A 15840-nucleotide genomic window follows, 5' to 3' on the forward strand; every position below is an offset into this window, starting at 1 on the left:
AAAATCATCGAAGGCATATGTTCCAACTTTGCACATGCTACCCCTATTAGCATGTGCACTACATGGATCAATGCTTCTTTGTTATGACATCGCTGAGAGATAGCTCTATACGATGCGTTGTACGTACGAGCTGCTATCTCTTCTGAACTTGCACTTTAAAATCAATTTACAACGATATGAGAGGGGCATCCGTATGTTCAAAATTGTTGTCTTGTTGAAACAAACATTTGATACAGAAGAAAAGATTCATATTGTTAATGGGGCAGTCGATGAGGAAGGCGCAAAGTTCATTATTAATCCTTATGATGAATATGCGCTCGAGGAAGCATTGCGAATGAAGGAGCAGCATGACGCAGAAATTATCGTAATTTCAGTAGGTCCTGAACGTAGTACTCATGCCTTGCGTTCAGCACTTGCAGTAGGAGCTGATCAAGCTATTCTTATTGCTGATCATACAAACTTAAGTCAAAGTAGCTCCAGTGCTCATTTGCTGGCAGCCGCTATACGACCAATGAAGGTTGACCTGATACTAGCGGGGCTTTTTGCCGTTGATAGCGGCAATGGTAGCGTCGCTTTACAAGTAGCTGAATTACTCCAGTTGCCACATGCCTCAGCTGCTATTAAGATACAACTTGGCAATGCTAAGGAGCTGCAGTTAGAAGAGTCACCATGGAATGGAAATCTTGCACGAATAGAACGTGATGTCGAAGGTGATACAGAAACGGTACTTCTTCCACTCCCTGCCCTAATTACAGCACAGCAAGGATTGAATGATCCTCGCTATCCGTCCTTGCCAGGCATTATGAAGGCCAAGAAAAAACCATTAACAGAATTATTCTCGTCAGATTTGTTGCAATCAGAAACACTCGCGAAAATCTCAGCAAGTGCGACAAGTTGTGATCAAGTTCTTCCTCCTGACGCTAGACCTCCAGGACAGTTCATTGCAGGAACAGCCCAGCAGCAAGCATCTTCTCTAGTAGAACAATTGTTAGAACGTTCTATTATCAAGAAAGGTGGAGATTGTTAATGAGTAATCACATTGTGATTGTCGCTGAGCGCAAAGGTACAACATTACGAAGAGTTACATTAGAGGCTATTACTGCAGCAACGAAGCTTCTCAATAATCAAGTAAGTACAATTCACGCGTTCCTTTCAGGTAGCGATAATGATATTAGCTTAATTTCATCCGCGAAAGAGCTACTACAATATGGTGTTCATGAAGTACATATTGCAAAACACGTACATTTTGAACCTTATCAAGCAACGATTGTTCTTCCTGCGCTGACAGATGTTATTAGCGCATTGCAACCTAGTTATGTGGTTATAGGACATACGTCTCACGGTCGTGAACTTGCACCACGTCTCGCAGCAGCTTTACATAGTGGCTATATTGCAGATGTTACGAAGATAGAATCATCTGCCGACAAAATTAGCTTCATACGCCCCATCTATGCAGGAAAAGCATTTGAACGTAGACAATTCCAAGGGGTTGCCCCTTATGTTGTTTCCATCCGTCCCAATAACAATGCCCCTGCTACTATTGATGAACATGTTACTATCAACAATCCAGACGAACACATACATCAGGTCAACTGTGAAGGCATACAGCTAACATCAATCGTGCAACATGTAGTTAAGCGCATCAATGAAGGAATTGATCTTACAGAGGCTGAAATTATTGTTGCAGGTGGGAGAGGCGTTCGTGGAGCTGAAGGTTTTGCAATATTACAGCAACTAGCTGATGAGCTTGGAGGGGCAGTTGGAGCATCTCGTGCAGCTTGCGATGCAGGCTATTGTGACTATGCTCTGCAAATTGGTCAGACTGGAAAAGTTGTAACGCCGCAACTGTACATCGCTTGCGGTATTAGTGGGGCCATTCAACATCTTGCAGGTATGAGTCAATCTCGGACCATTGTAGCCATTAATAAGGATCGTGAAGCACCGATCTTCTCTATTGCTGATTATGGTATTGTTGGCGATTTATTTGAAGTCGTACCACTTCTTACGGCACAATTACGTGAAATTCGACAATAATTTTATTTATTTCAAAAAAACTATTGCTTTATATAGCTCCTGCGTGTTAAGATACTACTTGTCTCTAAGAGATATTTAATACACGGAGCTGTGGTGTAGAGGCCTAACATGCCTGCCTGTCACGCAGGAGACCGCGAGTTCGAATCTCGTCAGCTCCGCCATTATTTTAACGACATAGAGTCCTTCGGGGCTCTTTTTTTGTTTTAAATTGTAGTTTAGCTTGGGTGGCGCTGCGATGGCTAATCACTGTTCCAATCGCCGTTGGCCTCGAAATTGTCACGTAGTCACTAAAACAATGAAACAAAAAATAGGCGACCGCTTCTCAATAAGATATTGAGAAACAATCGCCACCATAGACTATTTTTCTATAAAATTAATAGGACTGTAGTTAAATAGTTAGTTTAGATATCATTCACGAGTGAATGACTCCCGTTGAATCTCTTACTATTAATTCTGCAGGAAATTTTAGCTGAGTATGAGTCACTTTTTTGTTAATGAGGTCAAACATAATTTTAATCGTTTCCTCTGCCATTTTAGCTATCGGTTGCTCAATTGTAGTTATCGAAGGATGATAATAGAAAGACATATCAAGTCCATCAAAACCCGCAACTGAACAATCCTCTGGAATAGAGCGACCTGCTTCTAACAAAGCTTTACTTGCCCCTACTGCCATAGAATCGGAAATCGCAAATAATGCGGAAAAATCTAAGTTTTCTGCTAACATTTCTTTTGTGACAACATAGCCATTCTCAATTGAATAACTTTCCAGATGAGCTTTCATAGGACGTACCAATTGCTCATCAATGGTTATACCGTGATCTTCTAGTGCTTGCTTATACCCCTGATATCGCAATTGCCCAATACTTCGATCTTCCATTGAAGCAGAGATAAGTGCAATTCGCTTATGTCCTTGGCTACATAAATAATCAACCATTTTATAACTTTCTGCAAAATCATCTATGGAAACATAAGAGTAATTATAAGTATCAAATTCAGAAGATAACCCTACCGTACATAGAACATAAGGCACAGTTAATTGCTCTAATTTATCCTGGGAGTGAGATAGATAACCCCCAAGGAAAATGATACCTTTTAGTTTTTTTTCTTTTACTAATTCATTCGCGACATCAATCTCATCTTGATGTTCGTATACACGGTGTAAAATGAATGTATATTTCTTATCTTTTATTCCTTTTTCAAATAAATCAATCATTTGAATGAAAAAAGGATTGTTCATCCCTTTAATTAATACAGCGATCGTTTTTGATGCAGTACGTTTCAGATTACGAGCGTTGTTATTAGGAACATAATTGTTCTCTTTTACAACCTTCATAATCATTGCCTTGGTCTCGTCGCTAATATCGGGATGGTTGTTAATCGCTCTGGATACTGTGGTGACACCTACACCACATATTTTAGCAATATCAATAATAGTAAGAGAAGCCATAATCATACTTCCTTTATGCCTTATTTGAATGTAGATTAATGAATTAACATAAAATCTACACTACTACTTATTCGTCATCCATTGAGTATTAACCTTTTACTGCGCCAGCAACAACGCCTTCAATAATATATTTTTGACAAATTAGATAGAAAATGACGATAGGGATAATTGCTAGAACAAGCATAGCCATCATAGCACCCATATCAATCGATCCGTATCCACCTTTAAGATATTGGACAGCAATTGGAATCGTTTTATACTCTGTACCTATAACTAGATAAGGAAGTAAGTAGTCATTCCATACCCACATTACATTAAGAATAGCTACAGTTATAGCGATTGGTTTTAATATTGGAAGAATGACTTTAAAGAACATTTGTGGTGGACCACCACCATCAATCATAACAGCCTCTTCAATCTCAAGCGGTATTGATTTGACAAATCCACTAAATAAGAAGACCGAAAGCCCTGAACCAAATCCTAAATAGATAATCAATATCCCAATCGGATTATCTAATCCAATTACGTTAGCGGTTTTGGTCATTGTAAACATTACCATTTGGAATGGTACAATCATCGAAAAGACAAACATGAAGAATAATGCGCTAGCCCATTTTGTTTTCACACGAGTTAGGTACCAACCCGTCATTGAAGTGAAGAATACAATTAATGCAACTGCGCCTATCGTTATGAACAAGGACATTCCGAAAGCTGAAAAGAAATTAATTTTCTGAATACCACTTGTATAGTTTTCAAGTCCAACGTACGTATCACTGTTCGGAAATACAAACGGTGCATCACTTATGAAAAATTTACCTTTAAAGGAGTTCATCAAAACGATAAGTATTGGGGATAGGAACGCTACTGCCAATACTACAAGAAAGAGAAAGAGAAACGGTCGCTTTTGTTGTGTATCATTCATTAGTTTTCGATCTCCTTTCTTCTAGTAATAGCAAGTTGAACAATTACAATAACACCTACCATAAGGAAAAACATTACTGCTTTAGCTTGACCTACACCTTCAAAGCCTGCTTTACCATAGAATGTGTTGAAAATATCTAAAGCTAACATTGCTGTTTGTTTGGAAGGAGCACCTGCAGTCAACGCTAAGTTCTGATCAAATAGTTTGAATGAATTTGAAATACTTAAGAACAAACAAATCGTAATTGAAGGCATTACGAGCGGCAAAATGATTTTGCGAAGAATTATCCCATTCGTAGCACCATCAATTTTTGCTGCTTCAAGTTGTTCTTTAGGAACGTTTTGAATACCAGCAATGTAGATGATCATCATGTATCCGATTAGTTGCCAATTCATTAGAATAACTAATCCCCAGAAACCATAAGCTGGGTCGTTCGTCAATGTAACCTCGAACTTATAAAGAATACCGTTAAATATTAGTTGCCAGATATATCCTAGAACGATACCACCAATTAAGTTGGGCATGAAGAAAACTGTACGGAATACATTCGTTCCTAGCACTTTTTTTGTTAGCAATAAAGCGATGAAAAATGCGAAAACATTAATTGAAACTACAGACACAATTGTAAATCTAGCTGTAAACCATAAGGCATTAAGAAAATCCTTGTCTGCGAATGCTTTTATATAGTTGTCTAATCCAACCCATGTAGCATCATTTACCGTTGTAAACTGTGTAAATGACAAGTATATACCCATAATAAACGGAACGATGAAAGCTAGTGTAAATGCAATTAATGTCGGCAATGCAAAAAGAGCAAAATATTTCTGAATCATTTTCTGCATAGCGTTCTCTCCTGTTCTGTTACTTCGTGTAATAACAGATGTCACTATACGCTGGCTTAGTATAGTGACATCTATTGCACTACTTATTCTTTACTTAGCTCTTTCACTTTTCCAAGAATCAACGACAACAGATGATACTTTATCCCAAGTTTCGTTACCTTGAGCGTATTGAAGTAATGCATCACCAAAGCTGTTTTTGAAATCTTCACTTGGGAATGCTGCGAAAGTCCAAGCTACAGATGTTGTATCTTTTTCCATCCATGCTAAAATTTCTTTAGCAAGTGGATCAGCTGGTTTTTCGTTGTCAGCAAACGTATTGAATGGAGCGATAAAACCAAGATCATTCGTTACATAAGCTTTACCTTTGTCACTTGTGAACAACCACTCAAGGAATGCAATAGAAGCTTGTTGTTTAGACTCAGAAACTTTGCTGTTAATTGCGAAGTAGTTTTCAGTACCAACAGCTAAACCTTGTTTTTCTTCGCCAGTTACACCAGTGTAGATTGGAAGGAATTTAATATCCTCAGCTTTTACAGTGTTTCCGCTAACTTCATTAATTTGATTCCAAGCCCAGTTTCCGTTTTGAACCATAGCAGATTGACCTAGAGCAAATTCAGCCATAGAATCTGCAACTGTTTTACTACCTAGAAGCGTAGGTTTTACAGTAGAGTTGTTGATGTATAGATCGAAAATGTTTTTGAAGTTGTTACCATAAGAGAACTTGATTTCATTCGCAGCAAGACCTGCGCTTGTAGCATTGTCAAAACCTTGAATATCATTGAATTCATAGAACAATGGAATGTTTGCAAGATGCGTTTGCCATCTCCACTGTTCACCAGCAGCTAGAGAAGTAGAAGAGAATACGCCTTTGATACCGAGAGCATCCGCATTAGCTTGCATGTCTTCAACTACTGATTTCAATGTATCGAAGTTGTTTACTTCTTCCATTGAAGTTATTGCAGTTGCTTTCGTACCAAGAGCGAAGTATTTCTCCATAATTGCGTTGTTGTAGATGATACCATATCCTTCTACTACGTAAGGAATACCATATACGCCTTCGCCTTCAGTTACTGCAAGACTTTGATCAGAAAGGTAGCTATATAATTTAGTGTCTTTCAAATCAAGTGTGTAATCTTTCCAAGCATCGTATCCAACCGGACCGTTAATTTGGAAAATTGTTGGTGCTTCTGATTTTGCAATTTCTGATTTCAATGTTGTTTCATAAGTACCAGCAGCTGCTGTTACAACTTTAACTTTAACTCCTGTTTCTGCTTCATAATCTTTAGCGATTTTTTCGTATACTTCAGCAATTTCTGGTTTGAAATTTAGATAATAGATTGTTTCTTTAGATTTCGCACCTTCAGCACCTTGATTGTTGTCTGTCGTTGCTGGCTCTTTCGTGCCTGCATTGTTCGAGCAAGCTGCGATAAATACTAATGACATTACTAAAAGCACACTCAATACTCTGTTAAATTTCTTCATTCTAAAATCCCCCTCTAAAATGAAAATCTCGGAAGTGTAAGCGTATTCCGGAAAGCTTATCGGAAACGATACCGAAAACGGTTTCACTCGCAAACTTATGGTATCACAGACATTTATAAATGACAATCGTTTTTTTTACATCTCCCCCCTTTTTTCCAAATTTAGTCCATCTCATTTTTATAAATTTCACTTGTAATCATATGTTCTCCCTGATCTATTAACAATATTCACATAAAATTTTCGAAACGAAAAAGAGTTATCACCGTATTACTACGTTGATAACTCTTTTGGCAAAAATTTTATATAGTGGGATTTTAATTAAACATTAATTCGTTCGTTAATATTTTTCACATAATCATCAATTATACGAACCTCAATCATGTCATCTTCTTTCAAAAACTTAAACACCCCATTATTAAAGTCTGTTCCAACCTCTTTATAGAAGATGCCTTCGTATTTTGCATAATGCGTATGATTGAAGCACAGTTTATACCCATCTTCAATACATGTCAGATATGCTCTTATTCCTTTTTCGTAGAACTCATCTTGGTTCTTAACATCACGAGATACTGAAATAACATGTAAATCTATGAAAGGAATTTCGTTCAACAATACGTTGATAAATGAACCACGAGTAATCTCTTCCCAACGATTTTGCGCTGTTTGACCTAGCACTAATTGAGTAATTTTTTTGTCTCTTGCAACTTCTGCAATAACTTTTGCAACTGGTCGTTTCTCGTTGTATTTAATAATAAATTGTTCTGCGCCATGCTCTTGTGCAATTTTTTTCCAAGCAGAGATATAATGAATCTTTTCAATATCCCATTCACTTTCTGGTTGAGCGTCTACTGTCAACACATATAGAGGACACTGTAGCATTTCTGCTATTTTGCCGCCTCTCCGAATAAGTCGTTCACCGTTTGGCCCATAATACACACAGACCAGTATGCATTCATCCATACCTGCAGTCTTCATGATTACTCATTCACCTCATCTTAATAATAGCTCTAGCCTACATAACTGGGGTGCTCTTGTCAATGAAGTTGTTGTATAATTAACAGAAATTAATTCAGTTTATGCTCTAATTGCTAATTTTTACTACAAGAAGTTACATCAAGAGCAGAACATAAAAAGTTTAAGCTATGCTTTCGATGCTTTATATTGCAAGAAGTTATATCGAGAGCAGAACATAAAAAGTTTAAGCTTATGCTTTCGTTGCAACTTTTTACTGCAAGAAGTTATATCGAGAGCAGAACATAAAAAGTTTAAGGAGGAAGCCTTTTTGTCTACTTTACATCTAGCGATCTTACTTCCCTTTGTATTCGTCATAATAATCCCATTATTATACAAATACACAACTGCTATACATACAGGCTGGATTGCGTTAATTGTTCCTGTTGTCTTGTTTGTATATTTCGCAAGTTATTTTTCGATTTATGACGCGATTGAACCAATAACGGTTTCTGTCCCATGGATCCCCTCGATCGATATTCATTTTACACTTTATTTAGATAGCCTCTCCTTGCTATTTGCTTTGTTAATAACAGGTATTGGATCATTAGTAGTCCTTTATTCCATCTTCTACTTGTCAAAAGACCGTGAGCGACTTCATCTATTCTATGCATACCTAATGTTATTTATGGGCGCAATGCTTGGGTCAGTTCTATCTGATAATCTGCTTGTATTGTATACGTTCTGGGAACTCACTAGCGTTTCATCATTTTTACTAATCGCATATTGGTATCAGCGTCAGCGTTCAAGATACGGTGCGCAAAAAGCGATGTATATTACGATGACTGGTGGCTTTTCCATGCTTCTAGGCTTCATTATTCTATATGTAGCCTCCGGCACTTTCAGCATTCGTGAAATAATTGCAATGGGCGATACGGTTTCAACACATTACCTTTTCATTCCTGCGATGTTCTTTATTCTACTAGGAGCATTTACGAAATCAGCTCAGTTTCCGTTCCATATTTGGCTGCCTGATGCCATGGAAGCTCCTACACCAATCAGCGCATACTTGCATTCGGCAACGATGGTGAAAGCAGGAGTATACTTAGTAGCGCGTATGACTCCGATTTTCGGCGCACAACTTGAATGGTCTTGGACAATAATAATAGTTGGTATTGTTACATTATTCTGGGGTTCATTTAATGCCCTCAAACAATACGATCTAAAAGCTTTGCTTGCTTATTCCACCATAAGTCAACTGGGATTAATTATGAGTTTACTTGGTGTAGGATCAATGGGTATGAACGTAAAGTTCGAAAATGAAAGTTTAGTCTTTATGGGCGCGTTTCTTGCAGCGATCTTCCACCTTATAAATCACTCCGTGTTCAAAGGTAGTCTGTTTATGATGGTAGGTATTCTCGATCACGAAACAGGTACACGTGATATTCGTAAACTAGGTGGTATTATGCATCTTATGCCAATATCATTCACATTGACGATGATAGGTGCCTTCTCTATGGCAGGTTTACCACCATTCAGTGGATTTATTAGTAAAGAGATGTTCTTTACGAGCATGCTTACTTTATCTGAAAATAATAGTTCATGGGTCAACATCATTCCTATTGTTGCATGGGTAGCAAGTATTTTCACATTTATCTACTGTATGATTATTATTTTCAAATCGTTCTCAGGAACGTATCATGCTAATCTGTTAGAGCGTGTACCACATGAGGCTCCAGTAGGTATGTTAGCGTCACCGGCAACACTTTCTATTCTTGCCATTGCCCTATTCTTATTCCCTGGTCTAGTCGTAACCTCTATCTTAGAACCGACGGTCAAAGGGATGGCACCCAATGTTTTTGCGAAGCATCCTGACTGGCATGCTCATATCACTGCTTGGCATGGACTTAACTTAGAGTTATTTATGACTATTGGGCTTATCATTATTGGAATATTGCTATTCTTGAGTATAGAGAAATGGAAAACACCAATCTTTTCGTTAATTTCTAAACGTTATAATTTGAATCAGGTATATGATAAAGGGATGATAAATCTCGAGAAATTCGGTTCCAAAGTTACTCGTAGTTATATGACTGGTTCTACAACACATTATCTAACTTATATTTTCTGTTTCTTAATAATTACTGTACTCGGATCGTTGTTAATTACAAATTCTTTCTACCTAGATATGTCCAATGATTCTCCAATTGAGTGGTATGAATTTGTCTTAGGTATCGCAACGGTTGCAGCAGCAATATTTGTTCTATTCTCTAAATCTCGTCTCATGTCTATTATGGGAATCGGAGTTATTGGCTTTACTGTATCTCTTTTCTTTGTCATATTCCGAGCACCCGATCTTGCCTTAACTCAATTAGTTGTTGAGACGATTTCTACTACACTGTTCTTACTATGCTTCTACTTCTTGCCGAAGTTAAAAACGAGTATTACATCTCTAAAATTCAAACTCACTAATGCAATTATCGCTTTAGGGGTTGGAACCACATTAACTTTAATTGGTCTGTCTGCTTATGGTCATCGCATTTTCGTGCCTATTGCAGGATATTTCAATAATTCTTATCAATTAGCTGGAGCGAAAAACATCGTAAATTCGATCCTTGTAGACTTCCGTGCTTTCGATACGATGCTTGAAATTGTTGTATTGTTCTCAGCTGGAATCGGAATCTATACACTGATCAAACTAAGACATGCAGGGAGGAATGATTAAAATATGAAGTTCACTGATGTTTATTTGCAGACAGCTACGAAAATTCTCGTATTTATAATCATGACCTTCTCTATATATGTTCTCTTTGCGGGTCATAATAATCCAGGTGGAGGTTTTATTGGAGGACTTATTACTGCTTCTGCATTAATATTGCTCTATATTGCCTTTGACCTTCAATCAGTACGTGATATCATTCCTGTTGACTTCAAAAAACTTGCAGCAACAGGAGTACTAATTGCGCTATTAACGGGAGTCGCATCTCTTGTACTAAATGTTCCGTTTCTCTCGCAAGCCTACACATACGTCGATCTACCTTTCCTCGGAAAAACAGAACTTGCTACTGCAATGATCTTTGATCTAGGGGTATACCTAGCAGTTCTTGGTACAACGATGACGATCATTACGAGCATAAGTGAGGATGATATCTAATGGAAACGTTTATTATTATTATCTCTGGGATACTTTTCACTATTGCTGTTTACCTTATTTTGAATAAAAATTTCCTACGCATCATTCTAGGTGTAACGTTGTTCAGTCACGCTACCCATCTTATGTTAATGGCCATTAACGGACTCAAGAAGGGGAATGCGCCGTTGTTAAGTGAACATGGTGAAATCTATACTGATCCGATTCCACAAGCGCTTATATTAACGTCAATCGTCATAAGCTTCGCACTTACTGCATTATTACTTGTGCTTGGCTATCGAACTTATATTGAGCTTGGAACAGACAACATGAAAAAGCTGAAAGGAGAATCGCATGAGTAATATCATTATCTATCCTATTCTCATCCCGTTGCTAATGGCAATGGTGCTTGTATTTTTCCGCGAGAACATTAAGTTACAACAATGGTTAACAGGCATAAGTGTACTTGTCGTTATTGCGATATCTGCTTTCACTGTCTATCATGTTTCTAATCAAGGTATTGTAGTGCTAGAACTTGGTGGTTGGTCAGCTCCATATGGAATTGTGCTCGTTGGTGATATGTTAGCTGTACTACTAGTTACAGTAGCAAGCTTCGTAACGTTGATGTGTTTATTATTCGGATTCAACTCATTCGAAATTGGACATAAACGCCATTTTGTCTATCCAATGATTCTAATTCTGCTTGCAGGTGTAAATGGTAGTTTCTTAACAGGCGACATCTTCAATCTATTCGTATTTTTCGAAGTTATGTTGATTGCATCTTACGTACTAATTGTACTAGGTGGTAAAAAAATTCAACTTCGAGAGTCAATCAAATATGTACTTATTAATGTTATTTCCTCTACATTATTTGTTATCGCAACTGGATATTTATATTCTGTAACCGGAACATTGAATATGGCACATCTATCTGAACGTGTTGCAATGGCTGGTCAAGATGGCTTACTTACAGCAATAAGCTTCTTATACTTAACGGTATTCGGATTGAAATCAGGACTACTGCTGTTCTTCTGGCTACCGGGTTCATACAGCGCTCCACCTGCACCGATCGCAGCATTGTTTGCTGCCTTGTTAACAAAAGTAGGAGTATATACTGTCATTCGTATATTCACACTTGTCTTCTACCACGATAAAGAGTTTACACATACGGTGATGATGTGGATGGCCGCCATTACGATGATTCTCGGTGCTCTGGGAGCCGTCTCACAATGGGAAATTAAGAAAATCCTATCCTATAACGTTATCGTTTCCGTAGGATTCATCCTATTCGGTGTATCAATAGCTACAGATCAATCTTTGAGCGGTTCTCTTTTCTATCTCATTCACGATATGTTATCTAAAGCATTGATCTTTATTACTGGTGGTGCCATTATTAGCATCTTCGGCACAGACAAGCTTAAAGAATTTAGTGGCTTAATACTATTCCGTCCGCTACTTGGTTGGTTATTCTTTATCGGAGTACTGGCATTAGCAGGCGTTCCTCCACTAGGTGGGTTTGTAGGTAAAGTCATGATCTTAAAAGGTGCAGTAAGCGCTGGGGAATTAATTGTATCAATTATTGGTCTATTAACAAGCTTGCTCGTTCTTTACTCCGTAATGAAGATATTCATCCATAGTTTCTGGGGCGAGACTCTTATGAGTGAAGGTCAAGAGTATTCAACTGGAACAAACGCATTATTACCTGGTACAATTCTTGTCATCTGTATTGCTGGTATGGGTATTGGTGCAGAATGGATAATGACATTTATATCACAAGCTACCGAAGTAATGGTTAATCCAAGTATATATATCGAGGCTGTACTCCAGCAGATTAGTCCTTGACCCCAGCCTAAGTAAAGGGAAGTGTAAATCAATGACAACGCAGATACTAATTAACCTATTAATTGCTTTTATTTGGATGTTACTCAATGAAAGCTGGAATATCGTTATTTTTGCAGTCGGCTATGTAGTTGGCTTTATCATCATCCTAACCATGAGACGCTTTTTCCCCACTCCTTTCTATGGGAGAAAGCTGTATGCTGTCATAAAGTTGTTAATACTATTTGTCGTTGAATTATTCAAATCAAGTATTGTAGTACTTAAAGAAATTCTTCGACCTAGATTAACAATCAAACCTGGCATTTTCAGATCCGAAACGATTTTGGAAACCGATTTTGAAATAACTTTACTTATTTCATTACTAACTCTAACACCAGGTTCTGTCGTAATGGAAGTTGATCCAAAACAAAAGGTAATGTATATCCATGCAATGGATGCAAAAGATTTTCATAATAACATTACAAAAACTAAAAAGAAATTCGAAAATGCGATTATCGAGGTGATGCGATAATGTTTGATAAAATTATGTTACTTGCTATGTTTCTACTTTCTATCTCACTTATCATTACACTATATCGAATTATTAAAGGACCAACGATACATGATCGAATATTGGCACTTGATTCTATTGCCTATATCATTATCGGAATAGTAGCTATATTATCTATCCATCTCAATTCTCATGCTTATCTTGAAACGATCTTACTAATCGGTATTCTTGCATTCCTTAGTACGATAGCATTAAGTAGATATATGGAAAGAGGTGTCGTCATTGGGCGTAAACGGAATGATTGAATGGATCGTCATTATTCTCGTACTATTTGGCACATCGATGAGTTTACTAAGTTCATTCGGACTCATTCGATTACCTGATGTATATAATCGTGCTCATGCAACAACTAAGAGTGCGACATTAGGGATATTGTCCATCTTATCAGCAGCATTTATTTATTTCTCGTTCACACATGGTGTTTCAAGTATTCGTCTATTGCTAGCTATTGTATTCGTGTTTCTAACTGCTCCAGTCGCTGGACATCTTGTTACTCGTTCTGCACATCGTTACGGTACACCACTGGCTCCAATAAGTGTCCAAGATGACTTGCAAGATGTTTATGATCAACAAGCGATTGATGATGAAAAAGTTAGACCAGTTGATGCAGATAACTAATATATATTGAAATGCAAAAGGAGTTCTCCATGCTGGAGAACTCCTTTTTTGAATATTTTTTCTACTGTAGACCTCACTTTTGAGGTCTATTCTTAGTTTGCTAGCTCATTTGGCTTGATAGACCTCATTTTTACTGTCTATGGCTGATCTTCTAGCTCATTTGGCTTAATGGACCTCATTTTTAGTGTTTATTGATGGTTTTCTAGCTCATTTAGCTTGATAGACCTCAGTTTTGAGGTCTATTCTTAGTTTGCTAGCTCATTTGGCTTGATAGACCTCATTTTTAGTGTTTATTGATGGTTTTCTACTCACGCTACCAATTATTAATAGCATGCTCGACAAATCCAATAAGATTATTAATCACTAGCACTTCTCCGTCATCCAAAATTACTTTACCATCGAATCTAGCAAATACTTGATGACAACTGTTATCGACAAATAACATTTTAGTAGCCGTTTGCTGATCATATATCGGAGTGAATATCATCTCAAAACGACCATCATCGCTCGTAATTTGCTTAGGAGACATAAATCCATTCTCATTAAGTGTAATATTAATTTTACTCAATTTATGTGCTTTTCCGTCATAAAATAGCATGTTCTCGGTAGCTGCTGTAGTATCTCCAAAACCAAACCCGATATTGAAACCAAAACGCTTACCGTTCACATAACTACTTCCACTACCCCAAATCCATTCATGACTAAATGGCCATACTCCTCTACCCCAGTCAATGAGACCAAAAGCGGTACTAGGTTCAAATATATACTCTTTCTCACCTTCTCCAACCTTCACAATACCTGTAGCAGGCATACAATTCGTCTTATGATTGTAGTAAAATTGTGTGCTTTTCTCGGCAAAAGGAGTAGCGATAACTAGTGAAGTTAGATCAGGTTGCAACAGTATAACATCTACTTCAATCGTGGGATGCTTCTTACTGGTTGAGCGACAGCGTAACCTTCTTCCTCCATCATAGACCTCAAAGTGCATCTCTACATCTTTGCTACAATAATGTAAATCACCTTGTTCCGCAGAGCGAGGCATTTTCAATCTATTGAACGGAAGAACTAACATTTTAGTTATTTCATAATGCTGTCCTGTTGCAAATTCGAATAATTTTACGGACACATGACCAGCATATCCTACATGACCAATCGTCATTTGCATGCAATAATCGGCGTTGTTCACTTGATAGAAATCCCATTCTTTAATTTGCCAAGGTGAAGCATTAATATGCTCGCGATTATAAGTTAGTACAGCAGAGGTACTATAGCCCTTCTGGTTTAACATACCATCATTATTAAGTAGCGGGCCAGGAGTAACAATTTCGTATTGCATAGATACACCCCCGAAATTTTTCAATACGCGATTTGGCATAACGTCCCACTCCGATTAATGGTAAAAATGTTAATAGAGCAAAGATAGCTGTAGTCATAATTCATTAAATTATCACTATTATAAAACGCTTTCATATTTTTGGATATCTATTTTTTCATCGAACGGAAATTGTTTTGTTACGACGATTTGTTGCAATTTCGCTAACCCTAATCGTGCTCCTTCAATTAAATCTTCAGGATATTTAAACATTTGTTGATTATGAATAAACTCTTCTTCATCTACTACTTTCCAATCCTCATGAGGCTCCTGTAAATAATCAAGATCTAGGTCGATGAATGATATAATATTATTCTCGATTTGTGCTGGCATTGCGATATTACAATAATGCATCATCTCTCCATTTTCTTGAAATGAAACCGAAAAAGTATACCATTCCTCAAAAAAGAAAATTTCAATAGATGGATAAGGCATTATAAATTGCTTCTGTTTCGTATGATGTTGAAATAGACGACCAGCATGACATGCTACCATCGCATATTGCTCATTAAGCTCGATTAAATCTGCTTGCCATTCATAATGTAATCGATCGGGATATTTATATGCTTGAATTTGTACAGGTTTTCTCAACTGTGAATATGGTTCCAATACGATCTCCCCTAGCTGTAAGGACATAAGAAGAGCCATCGTGA

16 protein-coding genes and 1 tRNA gene are annotated in these 15840 nt (G+C 37.4%); 10 read left to right on the forward strand and 7 right to left on the reverse strand.

Features of this window, described 5'->3' with window-relative positions:
- Positions 1-193: 193 nt before the first annotated feature.
- From NV377_RS08725 to NV377_RS08735, 3 genes are all read left to right on the forward strand, one after another.
- Positions 194-1027 carry an electron transfer flavoprotein subunit beta/FixA family protein gene (locus tag NV377_RS08725; protein WP_258200812.1) on the forward strand — a complete coding sequence of 278 codons (834 nt, stop codon included), beginning with the start codon at positions 194-196 and terminating at the stop codon, positions 1025-1027.
- Entirely contained in the window at positions 1027-2034 is a 1008-nt protein-coding gene (locus tag NV377_RS08730) for an electron transfer flavoprotein subunit alpha/FixB family protein (RefSeq protein ID WP_258200813.1), read from the forward strand. The genes NV377_RS08725 and NV377_RS08730 overlap by 1 nt, the downstream gene beginning before the upstream one ends.
- Before the next feature lie 84 nt (positions 2035-2118).
- A tRNA-Asp gene (locus NV377_RS08735) sits at positions 2119-2195 on the forward strand.
- Between the two features lie 251 nt (positions 2196-2446).
- Here the strand turns inward: NV377_RS08735 and NV377_RS08740 are convergent.
- The 5 genes from NV377_RS08740 to NV377_RS08760 form a co-directional block, all read right to left on the reverse strand.
- Positions 2447-3481 carry a LacI family DNA-binding transcriptional regulator gene (locus tag NV377_RS08740; RefSeq protein WP_258200814.1) on the reverse strand — a complete coding sequence of 345 codons (1035 nt, stop codon included), beginning with the start codon at positions 3479-3481 and terminating at the stop codon, positions 2447-2449.
- A gap of 88 nt (positions 3482-3569) precedes the next feature.
- Positions 3570-4403: a carbohydrate ABC transporter permease gene (locus NV377_RS08745; RefSeq protein WP_258200815.1), complete on the reverse strand. Its 834-nt coding sequence runs from the start codon at positions 4401-4403 to the stop codon at positions 3570-3572.
- Positions 4403-5245 (reverse strand): carbohydrate ABC transporter permease, encoded by an 843-nt coding sequence (locus tag NV377_RS08750; protein WP_258200816.1) that lies wholly within the window; start codon positions 5243-5245, stop codon positions 4403-4405. Before NV377_RS08750 ends, NV377_RS08745 begins: the two co-directional genes overlap by 1 nt.
- Positions 5246-5335: 90 nt before the next feature.
- Positions 5336-6727: an ABC transporter substrate-binding protein gene (locus NV377_RS08755; protein ID WP_258200817.1), complete on the reverse strand. Its 1392-nt coding sequence runs from the start codon at positions 6725-6727 to the stop codon at positions 5336-5338.
- Positions 6728-7045: 318 nt separating this feature from the next.
- Entirely contained in the window at positions 7046-7702 is a 657-nt protein-coding gene (locus NV377_RS08760) for a universal stress protein (protein ID WP_258200818.1), read from the reverse strand.
- Between the two features lie 307 nt (positions 7703-8009).
- On the opposite strand from NV377_RS08760, the gene NV377_RS08765 reads away from it, so the two are divergent.
- From NV377_RS08765 to mnhG, 7 genes are read left to right on the forward strand one after another with little or no spacing between them, the layout of a single operon-like run.
- Positions 8010-10403, forward strand: a complete 2394-nt coding sequence (locus NV377_RS08765) for a Na+/H+ antiporter subunit A (RefSeq protein ID WP_258200819.1) — start codon at positions 8010-8012, stop codon at positions 10401-10403.
- 3 nt (positions 10404-10406) lie between these two features.
- Positions 10407-10832, forward strand: a complete 426-nt coding sequence (locus NV377_RS08770; protein WP_258200820.1) for a Na(+)/H(+) antiporter subunit B — start codon at positions 10407-10409, stop codon at positions 10830-10832.
- Entirely contained in the window at positions 10832-11170 is a 339-nt protein-coding gene (locus NV377_RS08775) for a Na(+)/H(+) antiporter subunit C (protein WP_258200821.1), read from the forward strand. The genes NV377_RS08770 and NV377_RS08775 overlap by 1 nt, the downstream gene beginning before the upstream one ends.
- A complete protein-coding gene (locus NV377_RS08780; RefSeq protein ID WP_258200822.1) occupies positions 11163-12650 on the forward strand; it encodes a Na+/H+ antiporter subunit D in 1488 nt (495 codons plus the stop codon). The genes NV377_RS08775 and NV377_RS08780 overlap by 8 nt, the downstream gene beginning before the upstream one ends.
- A 31-nt stretch (positions 12651-12681) precedes the next feature.
- Entirely contained in the window at positions 12682-13158 is a 477-nt protein-coding gene (locus NV377_RS08785; protein WP_258200823.1) for a Na+/H+ antiporter subunit E, read from the forward strand.
- Positions 13158-13442: a Na(+)/H(+) antiporter subunit F1 gene (locus tag NV377_RS08790; protein WP_258200824.1), complete on the forward strand. Its 285-nt coding sequence runs from the start codon at positions 13158-13160 to the stop codon at positions 13440-13442. Before NV377_RS08785 ends, NV377_RS08790 begins: the two co-directional genes overlap by 1 nt.
- Positions 13420-13815, forward strand: a complete 396-nt coding sequence (mnhG, locus tag NV377_RS08795) for a monovalent cation/H(+) antiporter subunit G (RefSeq protein ID WP_258200825.1) — start codon at positions 13420-13422, stop codon at positions 13813-13815. The genes NV377_RS08790 and mnhG overlap by 23 nt, the downstream gene beginning before the upstream one ends.
- A gap of 313 nt (positions 13816-14128) precedes the next feature.
- Here mnhG and NV377_RS08800 read toward each other — a convergent pair whose 3' ends face one another.
- Positions 14129-15190, reverse strand: a complete 1062-nt coding sequence (locus tag NV377_RS08800) for a DUF2804 domain-containing protein (RefSeq protein ID WP_258200826.1) — start codon at positions 15188-15190, stop codon at positions 14129-14131.
- A gap of 78 nt (positions 15191-15268) precedes the next feature.
- Entirely contained in the window at positions 15269-15796 is a 528-nt protein-coding gene (locus tag NV377_RS08805) for a DUF402 domain-containing protein (protein WP_258200827.1), read from the reverse strand.
- Positions 15797-15840 lie beyond the last annotated feature (44 nt).

Source organism: Paenibacillus endoradicis (assembly GCF_024721975.1).

Coding starts and splice junctions, on each gene's coding strand:
- NV377_RS08800 (WP_258200826.1), bottom strand. CDS start 15,190: ATGCCAAATCGCGTATTGAAAAATTTCGGGGGTGTATCTATGCAATAC.
- NV377_RS08770 (WP_258200820.1), top strand. CDS start 10,407: ATGAAGTTCACTGATGTTTATTTGCAGACAGCTACGAAAATTCTCGTA.
- NV377_RS08740 (WP_258200814.1), bottom strand. CDS start 3,481: ATGGCTTCTCTTACTATTATTGATATTGCTAAAATATGTGGTGTAGGT.
- NV377_RS08760 (WP_258200818.1), bottom strand. CDS start 7,702: ATGAAGACTGCAGGTATGGATGAATGCATACTGGTCTGTGTGTATTAT.
- NV377_RS08775 (WP_258200821.1), top strand. CDS start 10,832: ATGGAAACGTTTATTATTATTATCTCTGGGATACTTTTCACTATTGCT.
- NV377_RS08750 (WP_258200816.1), bottom strand. CDS start 5,245: ATGCAGAAAATGATTCAGAAATATTTTGCTCTTTTTGCATTGCCGACA.
- NV377_RS08745 (WP_258200815.1), bottom strand. CDS start 4,403: ATGAATGATACACAACAAAAGCGACCGTTTCTCTTTCTCTTTCTTGTA.
- NV377_RS08780 (WP_258200822.1), top strand. CDS start 11,163: ATGAGTAATATCATTATCTATCCTATTCTCATCCCGTTGCTAATGGCA.
- NV377_RS08755 (WP_258200817.1), bottom strand. CDS start 6,727: ATGAAGAAATTTAACAGAGTATTGAGTGTGCTTTTAGTAATGTCATTA.
- NV377_RS08730 (WP_258200813.1), top strand. CDS start 1,027: ATGAGTAATCACATTGTGATTGTCGCTGAGCGCAAAGGTACAACATTA.
- NV377_RS08725 (WP_258200812.1), top strand. CDS start 194: ATGTTCAAAATTGTTGTCTTGTTGAAACAAACATTTGATACAGAAGAA.
- NV377_RS08790 (WP_258200824.1), top strand. CDS start 13,158: ATGTTTGATAAAATTATGTTACTTGCTATGTTTCTACTTTCTATCTCA.
- NV377_RS08785 (WP_258200823.1), top strand. CDS start 12,682: ATGACAACGCAGATACTAATTAACCTATTAATTGCTTTTATTTGGATG.